General features: G+C 40.1%; 16 protein-coding genes. 12 read left to right on the top strand and 4 right to left on the bottom strand.

Annotation, left to right across the window (positions count from 1 at the left end):
• Window positions 1–9: 9 nt before the first annotated feature.
• The 3 genes from IPF86_01685 to IPF86_01675 form a co-directional block, all read right to left on the bottom strand.
• On the bottom strand, window positions 10–579 hold the full coding sequence (locus IPF86_01685; GenBank protein QQR50613.1) for a hypothetical protein: 570 nt from the start codon (window positions 577–579) through the stop codon (window positions 10–12).
• Window positions 580–738: 159 nt separating this feature from the next.
• Window positions 739–1,356 carry a hypothetical protein gene (locus tag IPF86_01680; protein ID QQR50612.1) on the bottom strand — a complete coding sequence of 206 codons (618 nt, stop codon included), beginning with the start codon at window positions 1,354–1,356 and terminating at the stop codon, window positions 739–741.
• 112 nt (window positions 1,357–1,468) lie between these two features.
• Window positions 1,469–2,257, bottom strand: a complete 789-nt coding sequence (locus IPF86_01675; GenBank protein QQR50611.1) for a hypothetical protein — start codon at window positions 2,255–2,257, stop codon at window positions 1,469–1,471.
• A gap of 170 nt (window positions 2,258–2,427) precedes the next feature.
• Here IPF86_01675 and IPF86_01670 point away from each other — a divergent pair, with 170 nt between their 5' ends.
• The 4 genes from IPF86_01670 (at window position 2,428) to IPF86_01655 (ending at window position 6,227) form a co-directional block, all read left to right on the top strand.
• Window positions 2,428–3,312: a hypothetical protein gene (locus IPF86_01670; protein ID QQR50610.1), complete on the top strand. Its 885-nt coding sequence runs from the start codon at window positions 2,428–2,430 to the stop codon at window positions 3,310–3,312.
• Window positions 3,313–3,316: 4 nt separating this feature from the next.
• A complete protein-coding gene (locus IPF86_01665; protein ID QQR50609.1) occupies window positions 3,317–4,234 on the top strand; it encodes a hypothetical protein in 918 nt (305 codons plus the stop codon).
• Window positions 4,235–4,272: 38 nt separating this feature from the next.
• Window positions 4,273–4,623, top strand: a complete 351-nt coding sequence (locus IPF86_01660; protein ID QQR50608.1) for a hypothetical protein — start codon at window positions 4,273–4,275, stop codon at window positions 4,621–4,623.
• Between the two features lie 68 nt (window positions 4,624–4,691).
• Entirely contained in the window at window positions 4,692–6,227 is a 1,536-nt protein-coding gene (locus IPF86_01655; protein ID QQR50607.1) for a YifB family Mg chelatase-like AAA ATPase, read from the top strand.
• Window positions 6,228–6,346: 119 nt separating this feature from the next.
• On the opposite strand, the gene IPF86_01650 is transcribed toward IPF86_01655, so the two are convergent.
• The gene (locus IPF86_01650; GenBank protein ID QQR50606.1) at window positions 6,347–7,444 is read right to left on the bottom strand and encodes a peptidoglycan DD-metalloendopeptidase family protein; all 1,098 of its coding nucleotides are present in this window, start codon (window positions 7,442–7,444) and stop codon (window positions 6,347–6,349) included.
• A 364-nt stretch (window positions 7,445–7,808) separates the two neighbouring features.
• Here IPF86_01650 and IPF86_01645 point away from each other — a divergent pair, with 364 nt between their 5' ends.
• From IPF86_01645 to IPF86_01610, 8 genes are all read left to right on the top strand, one after another.
• Window positions 7,809–9,665 carry a hypothetical protein gene (locus IPF86_01645; GenBank protein ID QQR50605.1) on the top strand — a complete coding sequence of 619 codons (1,857 nt, stop codon included), beginning with the start codon at window positions 7,809–7,811 and terminating at the stop codon, window positions 9,663–9,665.
• A gap of 21 nt (window positions 9,666–9,686) precedes the next feature.
• Window positions 9,687–12,950 (top strand): hypothetical protein, encoded by a 3,264-nt coding sequence (locus IPF86_01640; protein QQR50604.1) that lies wholly within the window; start codon window positions 9,687–9,689, stop codon window positions 12,948–12,950.
• A 45-nt stretch (window positions 12,951–12,995) separates the two neighbouring features.
• On the top strand, window positions 12,996–13,304 hold the full coding sequence (locus IPF86_01635) for a hypothetical protein (GenBank protein QQR50603.1): 309 nt from the start codon (window positions 12,996–12,998) through the stop codon (window positions 13,302–13,304).
• A gap of 209 nt (window positions 13,305–13,513) precedes the next feature.
• Window positions 13,514–15,424 carry a UvrD-helicase domain-containing protein gene (locus IPF86_01630; GenBank protein QQR50602.1) on the top strand — a complete coding sequence of 637 codons (1,911 nt, stop codon included), beginning with the start codon at window positions 13,514–13,516 and terminating at the stop codon, window positions 15,422–15,424.
• 1 nt (window position 15,425) lies between these two features.
• On the top strand, window positions 15,426–16,247 hold the full coding sequence (gene rsmA, locus IPF86_01625) for a ribosomal RNA small subunit methyltransferase A (protein ID QQR50601.1): 822 nt from the start codon (window positions 15,426–15,428) through the stop codon (window positions 16,245–16,247).
• Window positions 16,248–16,266: 19 nt separating this feature from the next.
• On the top strand, window positions 16,267–17,211 hold the full coding sequence (locus IPF86_01620; GenBank protein ID QQR50600.1) for a hypothetical protein: 945 nt from the start codon (window positions 16,267–16,269) through the stop codon (window positions 17,209–17,211).
• Between the two features lie 23 nt (window positions 17,212–17,234).
• Window positions 17,235–19,487: a hypothetical protein gene (locus IPF86_01615; GenBank protein QQR50599.1), complete on the top strand. Its 2,253-nt coding sequence runs from the start codon at window positions 17,235–17,237 to the stop codon at window positions 19,485–19,487.
• Between the two features lie 134 nt (window positions 19,488–19,621).
• A complete protein-coding gene (locus IPF86_01610) occupies window positions 19,622–22,729 on the top strand; it encodes a hypothetical protein (protein QQR50598.1) in 3,108 nt (1,035 codons plus the stop codon).
• The last annotated feature ends 5 nt before the right edge of the window (window positions 22,730–22,734 follow it).

The following is a 22,734-nucleotide window of genomic DNA, read 5'->3' as shown; positions in this document are numbered from 1 at the left end:
TTTGGAACCCTAACGTTCTTTAAATGAAATAAATCTGTAGGTGTCTGCATACTGAGTTACTACTAATAAACTGTCGAAAATCTTATGGTTGGTTGTTCTGCAATCTTCTCCTTGCTTTACAAATACCTGAACCTTTCCTGTTGTATTTCTTTCTTTAACATCGAATCCAACTTCGAATGAATTTGTATTGGGATTATACGAGCTCGAATAAGTATCAACAGTAAAAGCATTAGTTGGGGTCACTTGTTTCGTGCCAGGAGAGACGATTATTGCCCTATACCTACACTCACCGCTTTGATTTTTTATTCCCTCCTGCTCATGTGTCGGAGCAAAGTCATCTTCTATCCAAACATATGTTGTATCTGATTGGTCACTAGTATGGAACACAATGATTGTATCCCCGATTTCCTTATCTGTCGGAACACTACGAACTGAAACTATTTTCCCAGTTTTCATAATGAAAGCGCGTTGTGACCCAAATTTCACCAGATGGAAACCACAAGAAGGTAAAGAGACCAAAACAGTAATCAAGACCAACAAGAAGGCAGTGGATGCTATTACATAATATTTTTCTTTCATCTTGTTTGATTTTTAGTGAACTTATTTTGTGATAAGCATAGCAGGAATATTGACAGATATATAATTTATTGTTTGTTATTATAAATTAATAAACTTTAAGTTTACTGACTATAAGAAAAAGTCGTATTTCATTTTCATAAAATACGACTTAGGATAGAGTTAAAATTCCCGCCAGACTATGTCTTTCGGTTTGAAATACTCTCGGGTGAATTTAACAGCTTTCTCGACGGAGAACGGTTTACAGGTATAGGCATCGACACTAAGCAAATGTCCTGCACCACCTGTGACCTCGGCAGGATACGAATACATATGCGCGCCGGAAGTGACCCAATGAATCCAGCCACCGTAACCCATATTCTCGGCGTCATAGGCAGAAGGGTTAGGATCTTTGCCATGCTCCAGTAATCGCATGCCGACAACATGAGAGAGTTTCAAAAGATAGTCTTTGAACTCTTCTGGTGTGACACAGTGATCCGTGATTGCTTCAATAATGATCCGCTGGCGGCAAAGTTTGGGAGCCAAGTTTCTCCAGTTAGTATTCCTATCTTTCCGCTTTTTCCTTAAATCTTCTTCACTCATTGCAAGAAAAAATACGGCAAAGATCAGTGAGCCCAAACAAAAGATGGAATAACCGAATGTTGAAAACAAGTTTTGATTATCATCCAGTACTGCTAGAACTACAAGAATCCCAGCGAGGTATGTTAGCCAACCAAAGAAAATACAACCTACAATTTTAGCAAACACAAAGGCAAGAATTTCAGAAACATCCTTTTTCATAATGTACTTTTTAAGTTAACAAAGGGCAATTTCACTATCAACCCACGAAATATCGTGAGCTGAATAATGAAAGGAATTTCTGAAGATTAATCGACAGAAATTCCTTAGATTATTACTTAACACCTGTTTCTCTGCTCCATTTTTCATACAAATCTTTATTGGACATATAATATCCAGGAATAAAATCTGGAAAGTTTTTTATGATATCCATCTCCTTGTACTTACGGGCGTTTGAGATAAGCGTTTCAAATGATTTCTGAACTACTTCAGATGGCTGTAGCCAGTACGTGGTATCTGCATGTGGCCGTACTCGTAATGCAGAAGCAGTAATTGTTGAGGTAATATTTATCGAGAGTCCTGAAATCCAATCCGGATGCAGTTGTATATATGATTGAATATACTGTCTCAAGATAAATTTAGCTTCACAAAAAGGCTCAATTACAAAGGGAGTGTACTTGTCTGAAACTCCTGCAATAATTGCAATTTTCAAGCTAATCTTAGAGTCTCTTCTACCATCATTTAACGCACTGATCTTCATTCCACAATACCTAAGTAAATACTTAAATGAATTTACATTTGAATCATAGATCTCTAGCGGAATTGTTTTTAAGGGCTCTATATTTGGGTAACCACGGGGATCAAAGTTATCTACGCCAATAGTGTGCAGATAAATGATTTCTTTATATTCACTGAAATCAACATCTGCAAATGACTCATGTATGGATGCTTCTTTGTCGAGGCCACATACTACTTCAGTAAAGAAAGGTGATTTGATTCCTGTTCTTCGATTTCTAACAATCCCAATGCAATTAACTTTGTGTGCAATGGCCATCTTGCAATACTCGGTTCCGATTTCGCCTGCAGCTCCCGCTACAATAAGTAATTTTTTTGAATTTTTCATTTGTTTGGATTTAATTAGTAAGAGGGGCTTCTAGAATTGCCCCATTTTGCCAATCAAACCCGATCTTTACAGATTATGACATAAATATAGATATATGTCTATCAATAAGCTTATTTTATATATAAAGTAAGCGTTTTGTTTACTTTTATTTGACTATTTACTATACTTATATGATGATTTATGAGCCAAAGACGCTGGAAGAATATATTCTCAACTACCTACAAAAGGGATCGTCGGGAACAATTGAACTCCTAGAGAAAATTAAGGTAGTACGCCCCAAAACAACAAAGCAGGGCTTCTATCAGGCCCTAAGGAAACTCAAAAAGGAAGAAGTGGTGGTAGTCTATGCTAAACGCGCAACACTCTCACATATTTGGATCAACAAAATGACAGACTACTTCCGCACAGCAGAGAGCATGTACACGTCGACAAGTACTCCAAGTGAAGACTTCTTGAAACTTGCAGATGGAGACAAGATTTCATACACATTTAAAAACCCAGACCTAACTGATCAGTTTTGGGGACACGCATTTGGTATTCTCAATAACGCAACAAGTGAGCACGAGCCCCTCTATATGTATGATCCGCATGAATGGTTCTTCTTGGCGCGCCATGCGAGTGAGAGAGTGCTATTTGATGAGGTGCTCGAACATGGGAAAGAAATTTATATGATTGTCGGAGGGAAAACACCACTTGATAAATATGCGAGCAAGGAATTTGATAACAAAAAGAGTTTCTACTATATGACGGAAGAGAAATTGTTTCCAAAAGAGAACTACTACGTCAACATCTTTGGAGATTTCTTGATTGAAGCTTGGCTTGATCAAAAAACCACAGAATCGATCAATATATTCTATACGGACACGACTGAATGGAATACTGACGCCCAATTGAGGCTAAGTGAAATTATCAGAACTCGCGGTAAAAATAAACTGGTCATTAGTCGCAACAAACATAAAGCGGACAAAATCAAACGAATATTCAGAAAATATTTTTTTATAAAGAAAACTAAATTCCAAGATACTCGAAAAGAAACAACTAATACGCTACTATAGAGCTATGGATCCATTACTTCCAGATCAAAAAATACCAGAGGAACCCAAGCCTGCTACGCCGGAAACTAAACCGCTATTTGCCAAGAATATCGAGCCACTTCGCACCTACCAGTCCGATATGGCAGAAGCACTACGCGAACAGCAAGGCTCGGTGATCAAGATCGCTATCGCCGAACAAAAGAAAAAAGAAGATACTGCCAAACTTATTTCTCCTGTCGCAAAGAAAAATATTGCATTCCTCGTTGGTTCGATTGCCTGCCTTGTTATCGCAGGCGGTATCTTTGGCTATTTGTATTTCTTTCACGATAGTGACCCAATCGTCGTCGAGAAAAAACCAACCATAGAGACACTCATCTTTGCTGATGCGCACCAAAGCGTCGATACTGGTAGCCTCCTCACGAAAAAACAGCTTGTAGATGCTATACGGGAGAAATTGATACTGCCGCAAGATGCCGGCAAAATCACTGCCATTCTTCTCACGGCACCGACCTATCCGGGAGCGCGAATGCTTACGACAGAAGAATTCTTGAAGAAGCTCGAAAGTGATGCCGACCCAACACTCATACGATCATTTGATGAAGAGTACATGTTCGGTACGCATATGGAGATAGTCAATGTACCGTTTCTCATATTTAAAACAAATTCCTATGACACAGCTTTCTCGGGTATGCTCACATGGGAACGCAAACTGTTTGATAATATGTATGAACTCTTTGGTCTGTCTATCGAGGGCGACAATGCAGCACTCTTTCAGAAAAAATTTGAGGATATTATTGTTGAGAATCGTGATGGTCGCGTATTGCGAGACGGTGCAGGGAATATTGTGATGGTATACGTATTTTTGGATACAGAAACTATTCTCGTCACCACGAGTATTGATACAATCAAAGAAATACTCGTGCGATTACAAACACCACTGTAGCATTTGCACATGACTGGCCTGACTGCTATCATAAGCACATGAAATCAACAGACCAATACAAACAAAAACTTGAAGAGGAGCAGAAAATGCTTTTGTCACAGCTTGGATCAGAAGGTGCACTCTTTAACCCTGAAACAGGACTTTGGGACGCACGACCACTTGAAGGCATAGCTGAAGCCGATGAAAATGATCGCGCAGATCGAGCTGAAGATTATGAAGAGAAAACTGGACTTGTTAGAACTCTCACGAGTCGACTCAAAGATATCGAAGATGCACTTCAGAAAATCAAAGACAATGCTTACGGAACATGTGAAATAGGAGAGGAGAAAATCGAAGAAGAACGACTCGAGGCCAATCCTGCTGCTCGCACGTGCATGAAGCACATATAATAAAACGTAGACTGGAGACTATGTGCGCTTAGATTATTGTAGTACGTTTTGTAATTTAAATTACTAGTATGTCTTTTGCCAGATTATATTCGGCACAAACATCACTCCTTCGCGGAGAACTTATTACTATTGAAGTAGATCTTTCAAAAGGACTCCACACATTCTCTATTGTTGGGTTGCCTGATAAAGCAGTCGAGGAAGCGCGCGATCGTGTAAGCTCAGCAATCAAAAATTCAGGCTACACGTCCCCAAAAAGCAAAAACGAGAAAATCATCGTCTCGCTCTCGCCAGCAGAAACAAAAAAAGAAGGCTCAACATTTGATATTGGCATTGCACTCGGTTATTTATTGGCCTCAGAAGAAATTACATTTGAAATTCAAAAAAAGTTATTCCTAGGAGAACTCGCACTCAATGGGGAAGTGTTACCTATCAAAGGCACGCTACCGCTTGCGGAGAAAGCCAAGCGTGATGGATTTGAAGAACTCTATGTACCAGAAGCGAATGCACGTGAAGCAGCACTGGTTGATGGTATCAAAGTATTTGGTGTACATACGCTTAGTGAATTGATTACTCACCTTACTGCAACAGAAGAAACTGCTAAAATACAACCAAAAGAAAAAACACCAATTGATGTTTCTAGGCATGTCAGTGATATTGATTTCTCAGATATCCGTGGACAAGAAGGTGCTAAACGTGGGCTTGAGATAGCAGCAGCTGGCGGACATAATATCGCCATGTATGGACCACCTGGCACAGGCAAAACCATGCTCGCGAGAGCATTTGCAACACTTTTGCCGTCGCTCACACTTACTGAAGCACTCGAGATCACGAGCATTCATTCTGTTGCCGGCAATCTCAACGCTGATGTGATTACATTGCCACCATTTCGTGCACCACACCATACGTCATCCTATGTATCGATCATCGGTGGTGGTAGCACACCGAAGCCTGGTGAAATAACACTTGCGCATCGCGGAGTATTATTTATGGATGAATTTCCAGAATTCGACAAGCGAGTCATCGAATCTCTGCGCCAACCGCTCGAAGACAAAATCGTATCTATTTCCAGGGCCAAAGGCACTGCATTGTTTCCGTCACATTTTATTTTGATTGCTGCTATGAATCCATGCCCTTGTGGCTATCGCGGTACACGAGCAAAAGAATGCACCTGCACCGCAGGCGACATAGCGAGATATAATCGTAAACTTTCAGGTCCGATCATGGACCGTGTCGATATCTGGGTTGAAGTCGGCGCGATCGGCTATGAGAAATTAGGCAGTGATGCTCCTGTTGGCGAAAAAACAGAAACCATCCGAGATCGAGTTCAAGTAGCCAGAGCCAAACAACGCACACGTTTCGAAAATGCAAATCGCCCACACACTACCAATAGTGATATGAATGCCAAAGATATTAGTGCACTAATTACACTAGATCCAAAAACACAGACATTCTTCAATCAAAGTGCAACCAAGCTTAATCTCTCGCCACGTGCGTATCATCGAGTGTTAAAACTAGCAAGAACAATCGCTGATGTTAACGGAGATGAAACCGTGGGTACTCCACATATATTAGAAGCACTACAGTATCGGCCGAAGGCGCTGTGAGAAATGTACAGTCACATAAAAAGAGCGAAAAGATTTTTTGCAATGAGGACTGTTTGAATCCAATTTTAATTGGATGAGTTCCTCAACAAGAAAAATCTTTTCGCTCTTTTTAATCTATTTTACTTCTTCCAAAGCTGTCCTGAAGTGTCAAAGCCAGGATTATACGCACCTCGAACTTCGAAGTGAAGGTGTGGACCAGTTGAGCGTCCTGTAGAACCGACATTGCCGATAATACTACCTTGATTCACTTCCTGACCAATTGAAACACTTATCTTGGAAAGATGAGCATAGAAAGTCTGCGTGCCGTTAGCATGAGCAATAACGACGAGGTTACCAAAAGCACCGTTCCAACCAGTTTTAGCAAATTTGACAGTACCACTTGCAGCAGCTTTGACTGGCATACCAGAACCACCGCAACTCATATCGATCGCATACTTATCATGCTTGTTTTGGGTAAGGCCACACGGTATTGGCTTTATAAAGTAACCTGCAATTTTGCTTCCTGCAGATTGATTCTTAACGAATACACTACTACTACCCCCTTGTTTGACAGGGGTTTTCTTTGGTGTCACTGGAACTTCAGCAGGCAATTCTGCACCAGGAATAATGAGTACATCACCAACAGCAACTGTGACTGTCTCTAAATTATTGTATGAAATAATTTCTTCTGATGAACTAAGACTAAACTTTTTAGCAATTGAACTAACTGTATCACCCTTTTTGACTGTATATTTAAGTCCTGTTACTGGTAAAATAATGAGCGTATCACCCGTTTGGAGTGCTTGACCTTTCTTTAAATCATTTGCCCAAAGAATCGTATTAATAGAGACATTAAACATGTCAGCTATGACCGACAGCGAATCACCTGATCTAACAACATAGGTGCTAATCTGACCACTCGTTATATCTTCTGACATATCAGCGACAGTTCCCGAAGGTCCAGCTTGTGGTACCAAGGCAGTATCATCTGAGATAATAATGTCAGCAATTTCGCTACTTTTCATGGCCACTGTCGTATTTTCTGCCCTCAAAATTGGCAATGTTTGTGAATTTTTAGCTATTGGCACGTTTTGGGCATAAGCTTTTTCGGGCTTTTGAAATAGAGCGGTTGAGAAAAAATTGGCATATGACTCGAGTGGGTAGAGTAGTAAACCAATAGCCAGCAACACAAAAACAACCCCGGATGCTCCGCGCTTGTAAAATAAGGGTTTTATCATCTTTGAGCGATCTGAGACAGCGTTGTCGCTTGAAGAATCTTTTAAAAAGGGTTTTATATACTAAAAAAATAACTGCGAAGCTCTCTCACAGAACGACCTTATGGCTACATAAGAAGGCTGCAAGGATTACACAAGCTTAGACAGTCGTTACGATCAGTTCAGAAATATGAGGAAATTGCTTGAAAATGGGGATATCTACTAGGTAAACAAATTTGTAGGATATATACTAGCTCTATACCACCCACAGATACAAGGGTACCGCCTTAGGCTGGGTGAGTCAATCACGATATCCACATCGACATGTGGATAAGAAAAAAGGCTAAAAATTGACAGAAACTAATATTTTATACATAATTTAAAGACTATGGCGAAACAATTTGAGGGTGCAAAAAAGGATTCGAACGAAAAGACTCCTGTAGAAGCTAATGACCTATCAAAAATTAAGGATCTTCTCAAGTCTAAGCCAGAAGATGAGAAATCAATACCTAAGAAAGTAGCCAAGCCAAGAAATACGGCAAAAAAAACTGAATCGCCATCAGTTGAAAATAAAGATCTAGTAAAAAAACAAGAAGAGACAACTCTATCTAAATTTTTTGATTTGTTACGAGAACAAATAGAATCAGGAGGCATGAGTGTGCATGAACGTCAGGAAATAAACCAGAATCTAATTGAAACAGGTATTGCAATCCTTGAATCACGAGGGTGGCATGAAGGTGTAAAGAGCTGGTCAAAAGATAAAATTATTGAATATGTTGATAACGGCCATGGCCCCCTAAGTAAAATCGAATCAAAACCATTTGGAAAACTTTCAGAAGCTTTCAAGAAACGAATGAAGGGAATCCTAAACCTTTCAGCTGAAGAAATTGAGCGTATTAATAGAAGAATACCAAATGTGTTTAAAACTGGGGATCGTATTTATGATCCAATGTGGGGTCAAATAATTGAAGTTACTGACACAAACCCACCAGATCCAAATAGTGGTTTTGTAAATAAAGGCAACAAAACACTTAATGAAAGTGAGCTGAAAGCATATAAGAAAAAGATGGCTGAACAAGATACACTGCGTAGAGAATATGAAAAAAAAGAACTATTAAAACGTTATGTAGAAAAACTTGACGAACTTACGCATGCAAAAAGCAAGAAAGCCAAAGAAGCAGCAGGGGTACAATTAAAAAATATTGAGGATGAAATTAATTACTATAAAAATATAGGTGAGCCTGATGAATTTGATCGATTTAAAGCTGGCATCAGTAATGGTGAAAGGGCAGGTACCATGGAAACACTTGAAAGAGAGCTTAGTGAATTATATGAGGAGTTGGGAGAAATTGATGATGAAATAATTAATATATTATGTGGCAAAAGAGATTGGTTAAATGACATAAGGGCAAGGAAAGTTCAAGTTAGGAAAGGCGACTATGAGAAAAAAGGTGAACAAGCTATGACTGTTTCAAAATTAACGAATGTAATGAGATATAGACATGGCTATGAACTACGAAACATTAAGCACGAAAAGAGGACTAAAGATACTGCTGAAAGTAGAGCCCAAATTGGCAGTGATGTAGAGATCACACGTACATATATTGGGGGTAAAATGATAAAACCTGGTGATGTAATTACTGAACCTTTATTTATTGAAGCAGTAAAAGCAGTTACAATCCAAAATTCACCCAAATACATACTGAAAGAAATAAAAGAGGAAAAAAATAATATTATGCTAGTGCTTGCGCCAGAGGAAAGTCCTGACAAGGAATTTGTTGTAGCTCAAGGAATGGTTGTTTCGAAAATATTACGAGACCAGACAAAACGACTTGAAGAAACACCAATAAATATGGCTGGACAAATATACAAGCCGGGCGAAACGGTTACGGAAAACTACCAACAGTTTATTCTCGAAACTTTTTTTAAGTCTAAAGATACATTTATTGTTAAAAGAGTATACTTTGATCTTGAAAAAAATGAGGATATACTTGAATTCAGTTCTGGCACTAACGATAAAAATCGCTCATATCGAATTACACTCAATAAATATGAAGAATTAATTGCAAATCGTATTACTAGTGCTCTGGCTATGGAGCATCGTCCTGGAGGAAAAAATATTGTTAAGGCACTTGATGAGGGAGAAGGCTACTATTTATTCATAGGTGATAAAGTAAATGCAAAAGAAGAAAAACGTCGCCAAGCAGCATTGAATTTGAAAATTGAGGTTAAAGAAGTTAAATAATAATTTTAAATTTAAACCATTATGTCGATCGACACAGATAAAATTGCTGAGAGCATAATCAAAAGTTCAAATAATAAAACAGATGCTATCAATAATGGGCTAGAAGCTTTACGTGCTCGCAAAAATAGAGCATTAGACCAAATCAAGCAAAATTTAAAATTTGAAAAAGGCCAAGTATGGAAATTCCCTGGGGATCAAAAAAATTACACAATAAGTGAAGTTAATATAGTTCCTGGAGATCCAAAAGCTTCTACTGTTGAACTCGAAGATTCAAAAAATAATAAAGTGACTTTTTCATACGATGACATGGTTGCACAAGGTGTAAAGCTTTTTAGTTCAAATGAAGAGAAAGTGAACTTAGAAGGATACAAAGAAAATAGTGGATTTTACATGTCACCATTAAAGACTTTCCACGAAGGAGATACTTGGCAAAAAGATACCAACTATTATCGAATCGATAAGGAAGAAACTGACGAAAAAGGTACTGAACATTTTACTGTAAGTGTGTTCGCTAGTAAAGAAGATTTAGATAAGAATACAAATGCAACTACAGAAATATATACGAATAAGACCATTGAGAACTTACTTGGACCAATAGCAAATAAAAAAGAAAAAGGTGAACGTTATACAACGTACACAGCACAGGCAAAGCGTCTACCAAAAGTAGCTATACTATCTACGCATCCACCAAAAATAGAGACCAAAAAAACTGGTTCTGAGCAATTTAAAGATAAAATTACAGATGAATCATGGGCTGCGGCATGGGAAAAAGTCATGGCACTTAAAAATGGTAGCGTCGTTGGTGAAGCTTTACCTCGTGCAAACAAGAGAAAACTACATACTCTTCTAAATATAGAGGAGGATGTGACCAAAAACGTAGAGAAGAATATGTATACGTTTAGTGACAAAGCAAACAAGGTATCTGCAAGAGGACTCACGTTTGCCTTTGCTACAGGGAAAATTAGACTAATGACTGAGAGTGAAACACCAGCACCAACTGTAGAAACCAAAATAACTCCACCAGAAAAGAAAGCGGGGGCAGTCGAAGCAAAACCAGAAATTACTGCCGGTATGGACAAGGTTGCAAAACTTAAGATTGGTAGTCGCGTCGGAGAGGCTCTGCCTGGTGTAAGTAAAAGAAAAATACTTACTGTTTTAGAAATTAAAGAGCAAACAAATTTTAAGGGAGAAAAATTCAATGCATATGTTTTTAGTGATAAACCGAATGAAGTATCAGCAATTAACCTTGCTCGCGCATTTACCTCAGGGAAAATATTATTACTAGCAGACGGGGAACCTATCGAAACTAAAACTCCAGAGGTAGAAAAAGTGGAAACATCCCCGGCGTTTGAATTAAAAAAAGGTACTACTATTTTCGATAGTGTAAAGAAAGAGCTATTTTCTATAACTGATATTCAAGAAAAAACTAATGCCCGAGGCATAAAGTACAACGTCTATTTTGTCTCAAATCAGACTAAATCAATACCAGAGAGACAATTTCTTGGACAATTTGAAAATGGAGAACTTCGCATCGCAACCCCAGAAGATATACGCGAACACGAAGGTGCAACAAGTATCCATGTAGTAACAGAAAATGAAACTACAGCGAGAACAGAGCCACAACCGACTGAAGCAAGGCAGGCACCAGGAGAAGTGCTTGCGCAGCAAATAAATGATCCAGCTAATCGACAAGAACAAGCCAAAACTCCTGAGCAATCATTACAAGAAGCACGTGCAATCTATATCGAAACCTACCGCGACATGCTCGAAGAGCGACAGGATCAAGCTCGCAATAAAAAAGGTTTCGGTGCATGGTTTCAAAGAAATATTTGGAACAAACTTGTGGGTGAAAAAATTGCCAAAGAAGATCTCAAGGCGACTGACCCAGTGCGCCTTGCACACGAGCGTGCCCAACAAACGTACAAGGACGCCAAGGTCGCGTACGGCAAACATCTACTTAAACAAGAAAACGACAAGCTTGACCGTAATCATGCGAGTCCAGTAGAAAAGAAATTGGCACTCGATAGCTTTCAAAATGGCGCTTTATTTAAAACACTCATTCTCGATGAAGGTGACACACTTGCTCGAGCAAAACTAGAGGCATTACCAACACGTGAACGCGGTATTTTGGAAAAAGGCATCGCATGGTATGGCAAAATTCAACCTCGCTGGAAACGCATCCTTCTATCGATCGGTATAGGTACAGGAGTCGCAGTAGTCACAACACTCACAGGCGGCGGAGGCTTGGCTGCCTTTGGCGCAGCGGCAGCTGGTGTAGGTGCGAGAGTTGTCGGTGGTGCCGCAGCTGGTGAAGTAGGGATTGGAATCAAAAATCTTTTCCATAATCAAAAAATAATTGACAGAGATTTTGAGAGAGACATGGAACGCATGAAGCGTCTCAATAAATACGGTGAAGGATTTGGTAATGAATGGCTCACCAGAAATGAGGCACTGTATCAAAGTGTTCACAAAAGAAAGCAAAAGAGTGAGAGCCTTGATCGTTACTTGAATGCCGGCATCCGTGGAGCTTCGAGCATTGGCTTTGGGCTATGGGCAGGACACTACGCCACTGAGCATTTTGCAAACCAGGCACCAGCAACTGTAGACCACCCAACGACCATTGATCAGCCAACAATAGAAACTCCAACTTCGATTAGCGAATATGCATTGGTACAAAAAGGTGACGGTGTTGAAAATGTATTTATACGACAACTTGAAGCCAATAATGGTGCATTGGCTGCAAAAATGGGCTGGACTGGTGGTGATTTGCATGAATTCGCACAACACCAAGCGCATGAGATTGCAAGCAAAACTGGCTACTTCCAAAATGGACATGAAGTTCGCCTCGCTACGGGCAGCATTGGTCATGCATCGTACGCTATTGAGAAAAATCCTTTTGGCGCTGGCTACTTAGTTCAAGAATATATGGACGGCATACCAAAAGACAACGGAATGCACATCATTGGCAGTTCTGCATTTGAATCAAATCCCGATAGCTACGAATATGGTTACAATAATAAATCTGGCACTGGCGCACAGGCACTAAAGCCATTGCCTAACAATCCAAACTTACAGCCACTACCATCACGACCAGATGCACTACCAACCAGTACAACAGATGGGCAAGCTACAACAGGCGGATTACAGAAACTTGCCAACAGACCCGGAGTAAGTAACGACGGACTCCAGAATGTTACCAATCGGCCAGGCGTAAACAACGGGGGAATTCCTAATGTTGCAAATAGACCCGGAGCTACTATACCGACAGGCAACATACCAAAATAATAAAACGTAGTTTGTAAAAAATTATTAATACGATACACTATCTATATGGATCCAACATTACGAAAAACAATTATTGCTGCATACAACTTAGGTGGATTATCTGAGGCAGAACAGAATGATACTATCGAACGAATCGGTGGACTAATCTTCCAGAGTGTTCTTATCAAGGCAATGGAAACAATGGATGACACAATGCAAAAAGCATTTGAGAAAATGCTCGATAACGATGCAAGTCCCGAAGAACTTATGGAATACCTACGAACTAACGTTGAGAACTTCGATGTCATGGCCAAAGAAGAAGCAGAACGATTCCAACAAGAGAGCATGGATGTGATGAGTCAAATTGGAAAATAATAAATAAACAACAAAAGTGCCATGGTATACCATGGCACTTTTGTTGTTTATGAACAAACCAAAAGAAAGTTTGGAAAAATATTTTTTGCCGTGAGGACTGTTTGAATCCAATTTTAATTGGATGAGTTCCGCAACAAGAAAAAATTTATCCAAACTTTCTTAAAAAACGTAAAGGAAAGGGGAATTCTACGTCATGCTATAGTAATCAGATGGAATATCTCGATGGACTCAATGAAAAGCAAAAAGAGGCCGCACTTTCTATACATGGACCACTATTAATCGTGGCCGGCGCTGGCGCTGGCAAGACAAAAACCATTACTCATCGGATTGTGCACCTCATCAAAGAAGGCGTGTTGCCATCACATATTCTAGCTATCACCTTTACCAACAAAGCTGCTAAAGAAATGCGTGAGCGTGTGGTAAACGTGTTACCAAAAGGTATAACCGAAGTGCCATTTGTCGCAACATTTCATGCGTTGGCAGCGACTATCCTGCGTGAACACGCAAGACTTTTTAATTTAACAAGATATTTTACTATTTTAGATGACGGAGATACGATATCGCTTATCAAAGAATCCATCAAAGAGCTCGGCCTTGATCCCAAAGCCCAAGAGCCACGCAAATTCCGATACGTCATATCTAAGGCCAAAGGTGAAGGTGAGACCCAAGAACAATTTGCAGCCAAAGCTTCAAACTATAGTGAAGAACTTATCAATAGTGTTTGGCAGAAATATGAAGAGAAGAAAAAGAAAGAAGGTTCGGTTGATTTCGACGATCTCTTGCTCTATGCACTTATCGCACTTCGTAACCAAACCATACGTGATGAATATCAGTCGCGCTGGCGCTACGTCCACATTGACGAATACCAAGACACCAATACAGTGCAATATGAACTTGCCAAGCTATTGGTCGGCAATGACCATCATATCTGCGTCGTGGGAGATATGGACCAAAACATTTATAGCTGGCGGGGTGCCAACATGAAAAATATGCTTCGGTTTGAGAAGGACTATCCAGAAGCCAAGATTGTTTTTCTTGAGCATAATTACCGATCGACAAAAGTAATCCTGGATGCGGCAAACGCTATCATTAAAAAAAATACTGTTCGGATACCGAAACTTCTTCTGCATACCGGTAAAGACGGTGATAGTATCAAGCTCTATACTGCCTTTGGTGAGAATGATGAAGCGCAATTTGTCGCTGACACAGCAGACAACTTCATTCGAGAGGGAACAGCTCCAAAGGATATTGCCGTTTTATATCGAGCCAACTTCCAATCACGCGTACTCGAGGAAGCCATGCTAGGTTCCAATATTCCATACCAAGTTGTTGGTACAAAATTCTTTGAGCGTAAAGAGATCAAAGACATGCTTGCCTATGTTCGGGCAGCGCACAATCGCAATTCACTATCTGACATCAAACGCATCATCAATTTCCCAACACGAGGCATTGGTAAAGTGACATTGGTAAAACTATTTGCCGGAGAACTTGAATCATTACCAAGACCAATGCAAGTAAAAATCAATGCTTTCTATGAACTACTCGATCGTATCAACGAATGTAAAAAAACCATGCTTCCATCAGAAGTATTTAAGTATATTCTTCATGAAGCAAAAATTGACGAGACATTACGAGCTGGAGGCGTAGATGATGAAGATCGACTCATGAACTTAGAAGAACTCGTAACACTTGCGACCAAGTATGACGCATGGGGGATTGATGAAGGCATGGATAAGCTTTTAACTGACGCAGCACTCGCAAGCGATCAAGATAATCTAGAAGAAGACAGAGGTGGGGTTAGGCTCATGACCGTCCATGCCGCGAAGGGTTTGGAATTTAAAGTTGTCTTTATTGTTGGCCTTGAACAAGATCTTTTCCCACATGCCAGACTCGATAGTAAGACAATCGAAGATGCCGAAGAGGAACGCAGGTTGTTTTATGTCGCTGTCACTCGCGCTAAGGAATTTCTCTATCTATCATACGCAGAAACGAGAACTATATTTGGTATGCGCCAAATCAATATACCTTCGGAATTTATTTATGATATTCCGCCTTTGCTCGTCGAACAAGAACTCTACCAATCTAGAGGACGCAGTGAAAAAATACTATACTTTGAATAACATGCTTGCTAAAAAATCTTTAGGACAACACTTTCTCCATAACCAACACGCACTCGACACTATTATAGAGAGTGGGGATATACAGCCGACTGATATTATTCTTGAAATTGGACCAGGGCACGGTGTGCTTACCAAAAAATTACTTTTTTTTGCTGGCAAAGTGGTTGCGATTGAAAAAGATCGTACACTAGTCGAAGAACTTTCGGCTACATTTGCAAAAGAAATAGCAGACGGTAAACTTGAGCTTATTGAAAAAGACATTCTTGATTTTGACCCAGGTGTATTTGCTTTTTATCATGATCTTACCTACAAAGTCATTGCCAATATCCCATACAATATCACTGGCGCAATATTGAAGCATATCTTGAGCGCTCCTTGTATACCAGAACAGATGGTTCTTTTGGTGCAAAAAGAAGTCGCCGAAAGGATTATCGCTAAAGACAACAAGGAAAGCATTCTCTCAATCGCAGTCAAAGCCTACGGTAACCCAAAGATCATAGCCAAGGTAGGACGCGGTAGTTTTACACCACCGCCTCGCGTCGACTCAGCCATACTTTCAATTGAGAAAATCTCAAAAAATCTTTTTACAAAGTATGCTGTATCGGAAAAACATTTTTTCAATGTTGTTCGCACAGGATTTGCCCATAAACGCAAAGTACTCATCAGAAATCTTACATCATTGCCTATGCCATATGATGCACTGACCAATATTTGGCAAGCCGGAGATTTACCAGAACAAATACGGGCAGAGGACATAGATTTAGAAACCTGGTTTATTATTGCAAAAAAGCTACTGCAAAACTCTTTAGAAAAAGAAATCTAAAACGTGTATACTGTACTCTGTGGAACCATCTAGAATCACTTCATATTTACCTAGCAAAAAGATGCTTCGCGTGCTTTTGATTATCGGCATTGTCATCATTGTCGGTGTTGGCATTTCATACATACGTACTCGGATCGAGTTTAATAAAACAAATGAGATCAAAGATACTCGTATTCCTGCAGGACCTACCGTCGCATTAGGTACGCTTGTTGAAACAGACACAGATAACGATGGATTAGCTGATTGGGAAGAGCCACTGTGGGATATGGACCCAAAAAATTCAGACACAAATGGTAATGGCATAAGCGATGGTGAAGAAGTTGCCAATCTACGCACGTCTATTAATACATCAACAGCAACATCAGAGGAATCTGCCAGTGAAATTTTAAGTCAAACAGATACATTTACCAGAGAGCTTTTCTCAACGATTGCAGCATTGCAAGAAAATGGAGAACTAACTGATGAATCATCAGCAAGCATTACAGCTGAAATAATCACGTTTATAAAAACTAAACCACCAGGGAAAACATACACAATTACTGATATTAAAAGTAACGCTAATACGAGCACTAACTCTTTGGCATATATTACTGGTTTTGGTAATGCATTACTCAAATACCCAATTAAACAAGAAGATTTTATTACCCTTGGTAGTATTGTTGTTACTCCAAACTTAACGACACCTGATGCAAATATACAAAAAATCGCTGACAAGTATCACGCATTAGTTACTACGCTTATCGCTTTGCCAGTACCTGAGAGCGAGGCAGTGACACATCTTGCCCTTATTAATAGTATCAACAGAACAGCTGATATGTTTGCCGATATTGCCAAATATCCTATTGATCCAATTCCAGCACTTGCAAGTATTTACCAGTCAAATGATATTTTGACTTCACTCGAGACAAATTTAAATATACTTCAAAATGATATTTATATTGCAGGAGGCTTTGGTTCACAATAAAGCGGGTGTTATACTAAAACAACATGAAAAAGCGCTATCAGTATAGTATTATTTCTTTTCTTAGTCTTTTCTTATTATTGGCGGTACAAATTAAGCCAGCTCACGCAGGATTGCCAGTTGTAGATTTGCCGAATTTGCCCCAACAAATTATACAGACTATTTTTGGCTCCCAATCAGCTGCGAGTGCCGGCAAAACTTTAGCTGGTACCTTGCTCCAAAAATCTCTCAAGCGTATAAGTTCTCAGGTTGCACTCAACATGACCCAGCAAATCATCAACTGGGGATCAACTGGATTTAATGGCAATCCTTTTTTTGTCCGTGATCAATCAAGTTTTTTTAAAAGCATAGCAGACCAGAAAGTTGAATCCTTTGTTAATGAAATTACAGGGGATATAACAAAGTTCCCGTATTCCCAAGGGGTTGCTAAAAACCTCATTACCTCGTATTTGACAACAAATTCGAGTGTGTTTGCAGATAAATCAAAATTTACCTTAGATAAAGTAATCGGCCCCAACTGGCAAGACTTTACTGACGGCGATTTTGCTGTAGGAGGATGGGATGGTTGGATGGCATTTACTCAAAATGACGCAAATAATCCCGTTGGTTCATATTTACGAACTGCTGAGGAATTAGAGAATCGGGCAAAAGAGGCACAGGGCACAATCCAAAATGAACTCAATCAAAGTGGAGGATTCCTGTCAGCAAAAAAATGTGTTGAATACAAAGATGGCTCAAGTGGTCAAAATGCAATTACAGCAACAGATTGGACATACACAGCAGTGAATGACAATCTACAAACATACACTGTCGGCCCGTTTACTACCAAGACCGAATGCCAGTCTGATTCTGCAAACAATACAAACGCAACCAGTGAATGTACGAGCAGCGGCACGAATGCAGATGATTATTTGAACAGCTTAAGCCTCAGCCTCGGAAGCAGTATCCAATTTGATGCTAGCGATGACTGCGCAAGGTATGAAACTGTAACTCCAGGCAAACTTGTTGCTGATCAGCTCAACCAATCTGTCACTGCACCACTTGAAAAAGCCCTCCTTGACTCTGCAAGTGGCAGTCCAGTCGTCGATGCTGTTTCAAATTTAGCTGCAGGGCTTATTAGTAAAGGCTTGAGTCAACTGATTGGCAGCATTGCAACCGGAAGCGGTGATGAAACCGTCGAAGGCCCGGGAGATAACAGTGCATTTGTGTCAGACACAAATGGAACATTTAGCTGGAATGTCGCTGATGCAGTACCTCTCGAAGGGACAGCTCCTGGAACACCATCCCCAGAATTACTTGATGCAATAAATAAAACCCAAACAGAGCTTACGATTCTAACTGCAAGTCGCGATCTATTAAAAACATTTCCATTAAGAACAATGCAGCTTGACCAATGTTTACCTGGACCAGACTACAAATACGCATCCAGAATGCAGTCAGAATTTACCACTGAATCAAGAAAACTGGAATCAAAATCAGATAATAATACAAATAATGGAGAGCAAGCTCAGGACCAGATAAAATATTTGAATAATGCAATGTCATATATTCTCGCTAATTTCCAGACTAATATCCTTATCAAGAATATTACTTCTGCAGCAGCAATTGTTGATCAAGTCAAAAAAGTCGAGGAGTACAACCAAGACCAAAGTAATCTACAGAATAGAATTTCTGATAAAGTACGATCCCTTGCATTATTAAAGAGCATCGTTGCAGGCATAGCCGCACACCCAAAACCTTCTGATGGTAGCCCTGATTCTGCAAGTGTTGCTCAGTATAAAAACCAACTTGCAGGACAATATGTAGTTTTAAAAGATAAAATTAGCCGCAGTGATACGATTAGTGATGCCCAAAATGAATGTAACGGCTATGTTGCTGATCTATCCTACGCGTTTAAAGTAAGTGGCGAAGATATTAATGCATTATATAAAAAATGCTCATCTGATCCTGCAAACTATACGCCCGGAACTACCATTAGTGAACCATCTCTCCAGCAGGCTTGCCTAAACGAAAAAAATAGCACAGACCCAATTGCAAGAGAAGCGGTCGGCAAAGATGCCGTGCAACTACTTTTCTGCGGAACTGATGCAAATCATGACGCCGATCCACTCGTTGAACCAGGCTGGCAATGGATTTTCTCAGAGATACCATTTGTCTATCACGCAGGTGAGGGAGGAGGATATACCTATACGAAAGGCTACAATAATGAGCCGTTTAAAATGGAGTGTAGTAAATTCTACAGGAGCTCAATCAGTGATTATCTCCCACAGAATTACTAAACAATCTCCTTACTCATACACTTCCTAATGTAGGAAGTGTATTTTGTTTTAATTAACAGTTTTTTGCTATCTAAACAAAGGCTCTAGTGATAAAATGAGAAGGCAGATTATAGCTTTCTTATTCATCCTACGTAATGAAAAAATTCCTGCTCTATGTGCTCTTCATCACTATCCTATCAGGAAGCTTTTTGCCAATATTTACTCCGCAAAAAGCCGAAGCTTATTTGGATGATAATTTTAATATACCTGAAGTTAAGGTGATAAGCGTCGGAGCAACAACAGCTGTACTTCAATTCCAGTTACAAGTTAATGGCGGTAATGACGGCAATATTGGTCATGATATTTATAAAGGAAGAATTCCTCCTAATGGAAGCACCAATGGAATTACTGGATGGACATACATCGAAGGGCAAGACGGTAATCCTATTTACGAAGTACTTTCTGGACAATCCAATTCGTCTCAAGGCAATGAAGAAATCCCAGGCAATGGTGGGGCACTAGGATCCTATGATCCACTCGAATGTAATGGGTATGGCTGCGGTGTCTATTTAGATATTGCTACAAATGAGGACAATCTGGGTACTATGGCCAAAAAGGAAGCAGCGACCCTCTCCGACGAAGAAGTTATCAATGGTAAAATTCTAGACCGTGCAGGAAAGCCCATTCCAGGAATTACTTTCGATCAAAATATTGGACAGAGCATTGTCGTTATTCCAGACATTTTTCTTGGCACTCAAACAATCAACATTACTGTTACGGGTTTAAAGCCAGATACCCAATATGTAAGTCAAGGGAGACTTGAGGAGACTTGTTCAGTTATCCCGCTAATTCGTAATTGTATTGGTGAGCTTAGTAATGACACCTTGAGCGCCCTTAGTGATGATGAGGAAAAAATTGCGCCCTTCAAAACTCTGCCAGCTGGCTCTCCTGAGGTAACAACAAGTCCAACAGGGGGCCAAAACATAGTCGAAGGCTCAACGGACACAGGCAATCCTGGTAATTTGCCATACTGTCTAGATTTCAGTCTGACATCAGGCAGGGCAGCAATCAACATGCTCGGGTGTTTTACTCAGCTGGTGTATTACGTCTTATACATTCCAACAGCTGCACTTGCGAGACTTGCTGCTGGATTCCTTGATTGGTTCTTACATTTCTCCCTACAAAGCTCAAGTTACACCGCTACAGAATTCGTACCTCAAGGCTGGCGCATTGTTCGTGATATTTCAAATATTCTTTTCATATTCGTACTGCTCTATATTGCTATCGGCACTATTCTACGAATCAGTGGTGTCGATGCCAAGAAAATGATCGCCTCGCTCGTCGTTGTGGCGCTCCTTATCAACTTCAGCTTATTTTTTACCAAAATTATTATCGACACGTCAAATATCCTCGCTCGGATCATGTACGACTCAGTAAATGTGACCGGACAAAGCTCTTCAGTGGGTGGCGAGAAGAGTATAACCCTTGGACTTGTTTCTAAATTTAATCCACAGAAAATATTCAAAACAAGCGATATCGACGCAAACGCAAACACTGGCTGGTTCTTCTTTGTGCTACTCATTGCTATTGCAATCAATATATTTATGTTCCTCATGTTTCTCAAGGTTGCTGTACTGTTTCTCGGCCGTGTCATAGGGCTGATGGTTTCAATGATACTATCTCCGTTTGCGTTCGTATCATGGATCGTGCCGTCGATGAAAGGTTGGATGAAAATTGGTTGGACAAACTGGTGGCACGAACTAGTATCTCAGGCATTTATGGCACCAATATTCCTCTTTTTCCTTTATATCATCATTATGGCGACTGATCTTAAGCTACTACCAATCGCAGCAAGTAACAGTCCAACTGGCGGCAGTCTCGAAAGTAATATCCAAGGACTTATCGGCCTCATCATACCGTTTGCGATTATATATTTCTTGATAAAAACAGCGGTTGATATGGCAGTCAAACTTTCTGGTGACATTGGGGCAGCATCGCTTGCAGTTATGAACAAAGTTGGCGGCGCCGCGGTTGGCGTTGCAACAGGTGGAGCAGCACTTGGACTACGATCAACACTCGGAGCAGTCGCAGCCGCAAGGGCAAAAGATCCTGATCTACAACGACGTGCGGCTGAAGGGGATAAGTGGGCACAACGACAACTTACAATTTCAAATTCAATGGCAGCAAGTAGTTTTGATTTCAGAAAGACAAAAGCTGGCGAAGGTTTTGCGAAACAAACTGGCTGGGATACCAAAGCTTCATCTGGCCTTGGCGGATTTGCTCAGGGCGCAGCTAATTTAACACTTGGCACTGGCAGAATTGATCTATCTACTGAAGGTGGAGCAAAAGGTGCTACTGAACGCAAGAAGGACGCTCGCATGAAAGAAGCAGAAACTTACAAGATGTCAGGGTATGAAGCTGACCAGCAAAATAAAAAAGCAAAAGATTGGCAAGAAAGATATGAGACAGACAAAGAAAATGCTCGAGCTGCACTGGGTGATAAATTTAAGGAAGCAGATTTCAAAAAATTATATGAAAAACAGATGGCAACTATTTATGACAAAGATGGCAATATTACCCACAACGGAAATGGTGGTGGCGCAAAAGTACAATCAGCCGCAGAAGTTAATGCTCAGCGCATGCGTGATTCTGCAGATACTATCGAATATGGACCAGGCTATGTCAGTGCTAAAAATGCTGCTAGAACTGCAAACGAACAGCAAGTTGCCGAAGAAATAGCAGCTGGTGTAGCAGCTGGAAGTCGAACAGCAGCATTTAGTGAAGAAAAGTGGAGAGAAGCTGAAACAATTTCAAAACGTAACTTAAATGCAACTGAGAAAGCAACGATATCCTCATTGCGTAAACAAGCTGGCGAAGAAACAAAGGACGCACAGAAACCAATTAGTATTACAGAGAGACGACGTGCACAACAAACACTTGATAAGGCCGCTCGAGAAATGGCAGAAGTTAATGATCATTTGAAAGACATTGCTGATAATATTGAATTTGAAACAGGTGTTCGTCCTCCAGTAGTAGATGAAAGTCATATTAAACAAGTAGTTGAGTACAGGCAAAAAGACCTTGCAACCGCACAGGCAAATCTAACCATAGCTGAAGCTTCAAAAAATCCAATTGAGATTGCTAAGGCCCACATGAATATAGAGAAGGCAAAGGAAGATATTAAAATGTATAAAGAAGTATTTGCTAAAAAAGATACTGTTGAGCAAAAAACAAGGGACGCTAATGATAAACTAAATAGCTAATAGAA

The organism is Candidatus Nomurabacteria bacterium, assembly GCA_016699085.1.
GTDB lineage: Bacteria > Patescibacteriota > Minisyncoccia > Phycocordibacterales > UBA9973 > CAZLWF01.
This window is presented reverse-complemented; position numbering and strand designations above follow the sequence as displayed.

What these genes read in the sequence shown, in the direction of transcription:
- IPF86_01655 (QQR50607.1), top strand. Translation starts at nt 4,692, where the DNA reads ATGTCTTTTGCCAGATTATATTCGGCACAAACATCACTCCTTCGCGGA.
- rsmA (QQR50601.1), top strand. Translation starts at nt 15,426, where the DNA reads ATGCTTGCTAAAAAATCTTTAGGACAACACTTTCTCCATAACCAACAC.
- IPF86_01685 (QQR50613.1), bottom strand. Translation starts at nt 579, where the DNA reads ATGAAAGAAAAATATTATGTAATAGCATCCACTGCCTTCTTGTTGGTC.
- IPF86_01650 (QQR50606.1), bottom strand. Translation starts at nt 7,444, where the DNA reads ATGATAAAACCCTTATTTTACAAGCGCGGAGCATCCGGGGTTGTTTTT.
- IPF86_01645 (QQR50605.1), top strand. Translation starts at nt 7,809, where the DNA reads ATGGCGAAACAATTTGAGGGTGCAAAAAAGGATTCGAACGAAAAGACT.
- IPF86_01640 (QQR50604.1), top strand. Translation starts at nt 9,687, where the DNA reads ATGTCGATCGACACAGATAAAATTGCTGAGAGCATAATCAAAAGTTCA.
- IPF86_01630 (QQR50602.1), top strand. Translation starts at nt 13,514, where the DNA reads ATGGAATATCTCGATGGACTCAATGAAAAGCAAAAAGAGGCCGCACTT.
- IPF86_01670 (QQR50610.1), top strand. Translation starts at nt 2,428, where the DNA reads ATGATGATTTATGAGCCAAAGACGCTGGAAGAATATATTCTCAACTAC.
- IPF86_01615 (QQR50599.1), top strand. Translation starts at nt 17,235, where the DNA reads ATGAAAAAGCGCTATCAGTATAGTATTATTTCTTTTCTTAGTCTTTTC.
- IPF86_01675 (QQR50611.1), bottom strand. Translation starts at nt 2,257, where the DNA reads ATGAAAAATTCAAAAAAATTACTTATTGTAGCGGGAGCTGCAGGCGAA.
- IPF86_01635 (QQR50603.1), top strand. Translation starts at nt 12,996, where the DNA reads ATGGATCCAACATTACGAAAAACAATTATTGCTGCATACAACTTAGGT.
- IPF86_01665 (QQR50609.1), top strand. Translation starts at nt 3,317, where the DNA reads ATGGATCCATTACTTCCAGATCAAAAAATACCAGAGGAACCCAAGCCT.
- IPF86_01680 (QQR50612.1), bottom strand. Translation starts at nt 1,356, where the DNA reads ATGAAAAAGGATGTTTCTGAAATTCTTGCCTTTGTGTTTGCTAAAATT.
- IPF86_01660 (QQR50608.1), top strand. Translation starts at nt 4,273, where the DNA reads ATGAAATCAACAGACCAATACAAACAAAAACTTGAAGAGGAGCAGAAA.
- IPF86_01610 (QQR50598.1), top strand. Translation starts at nt 19,622, where the DNA reads ATGAAAAAATTCCTGCTCTATGTGCTCTTCATCACTATCCTATCAGGA.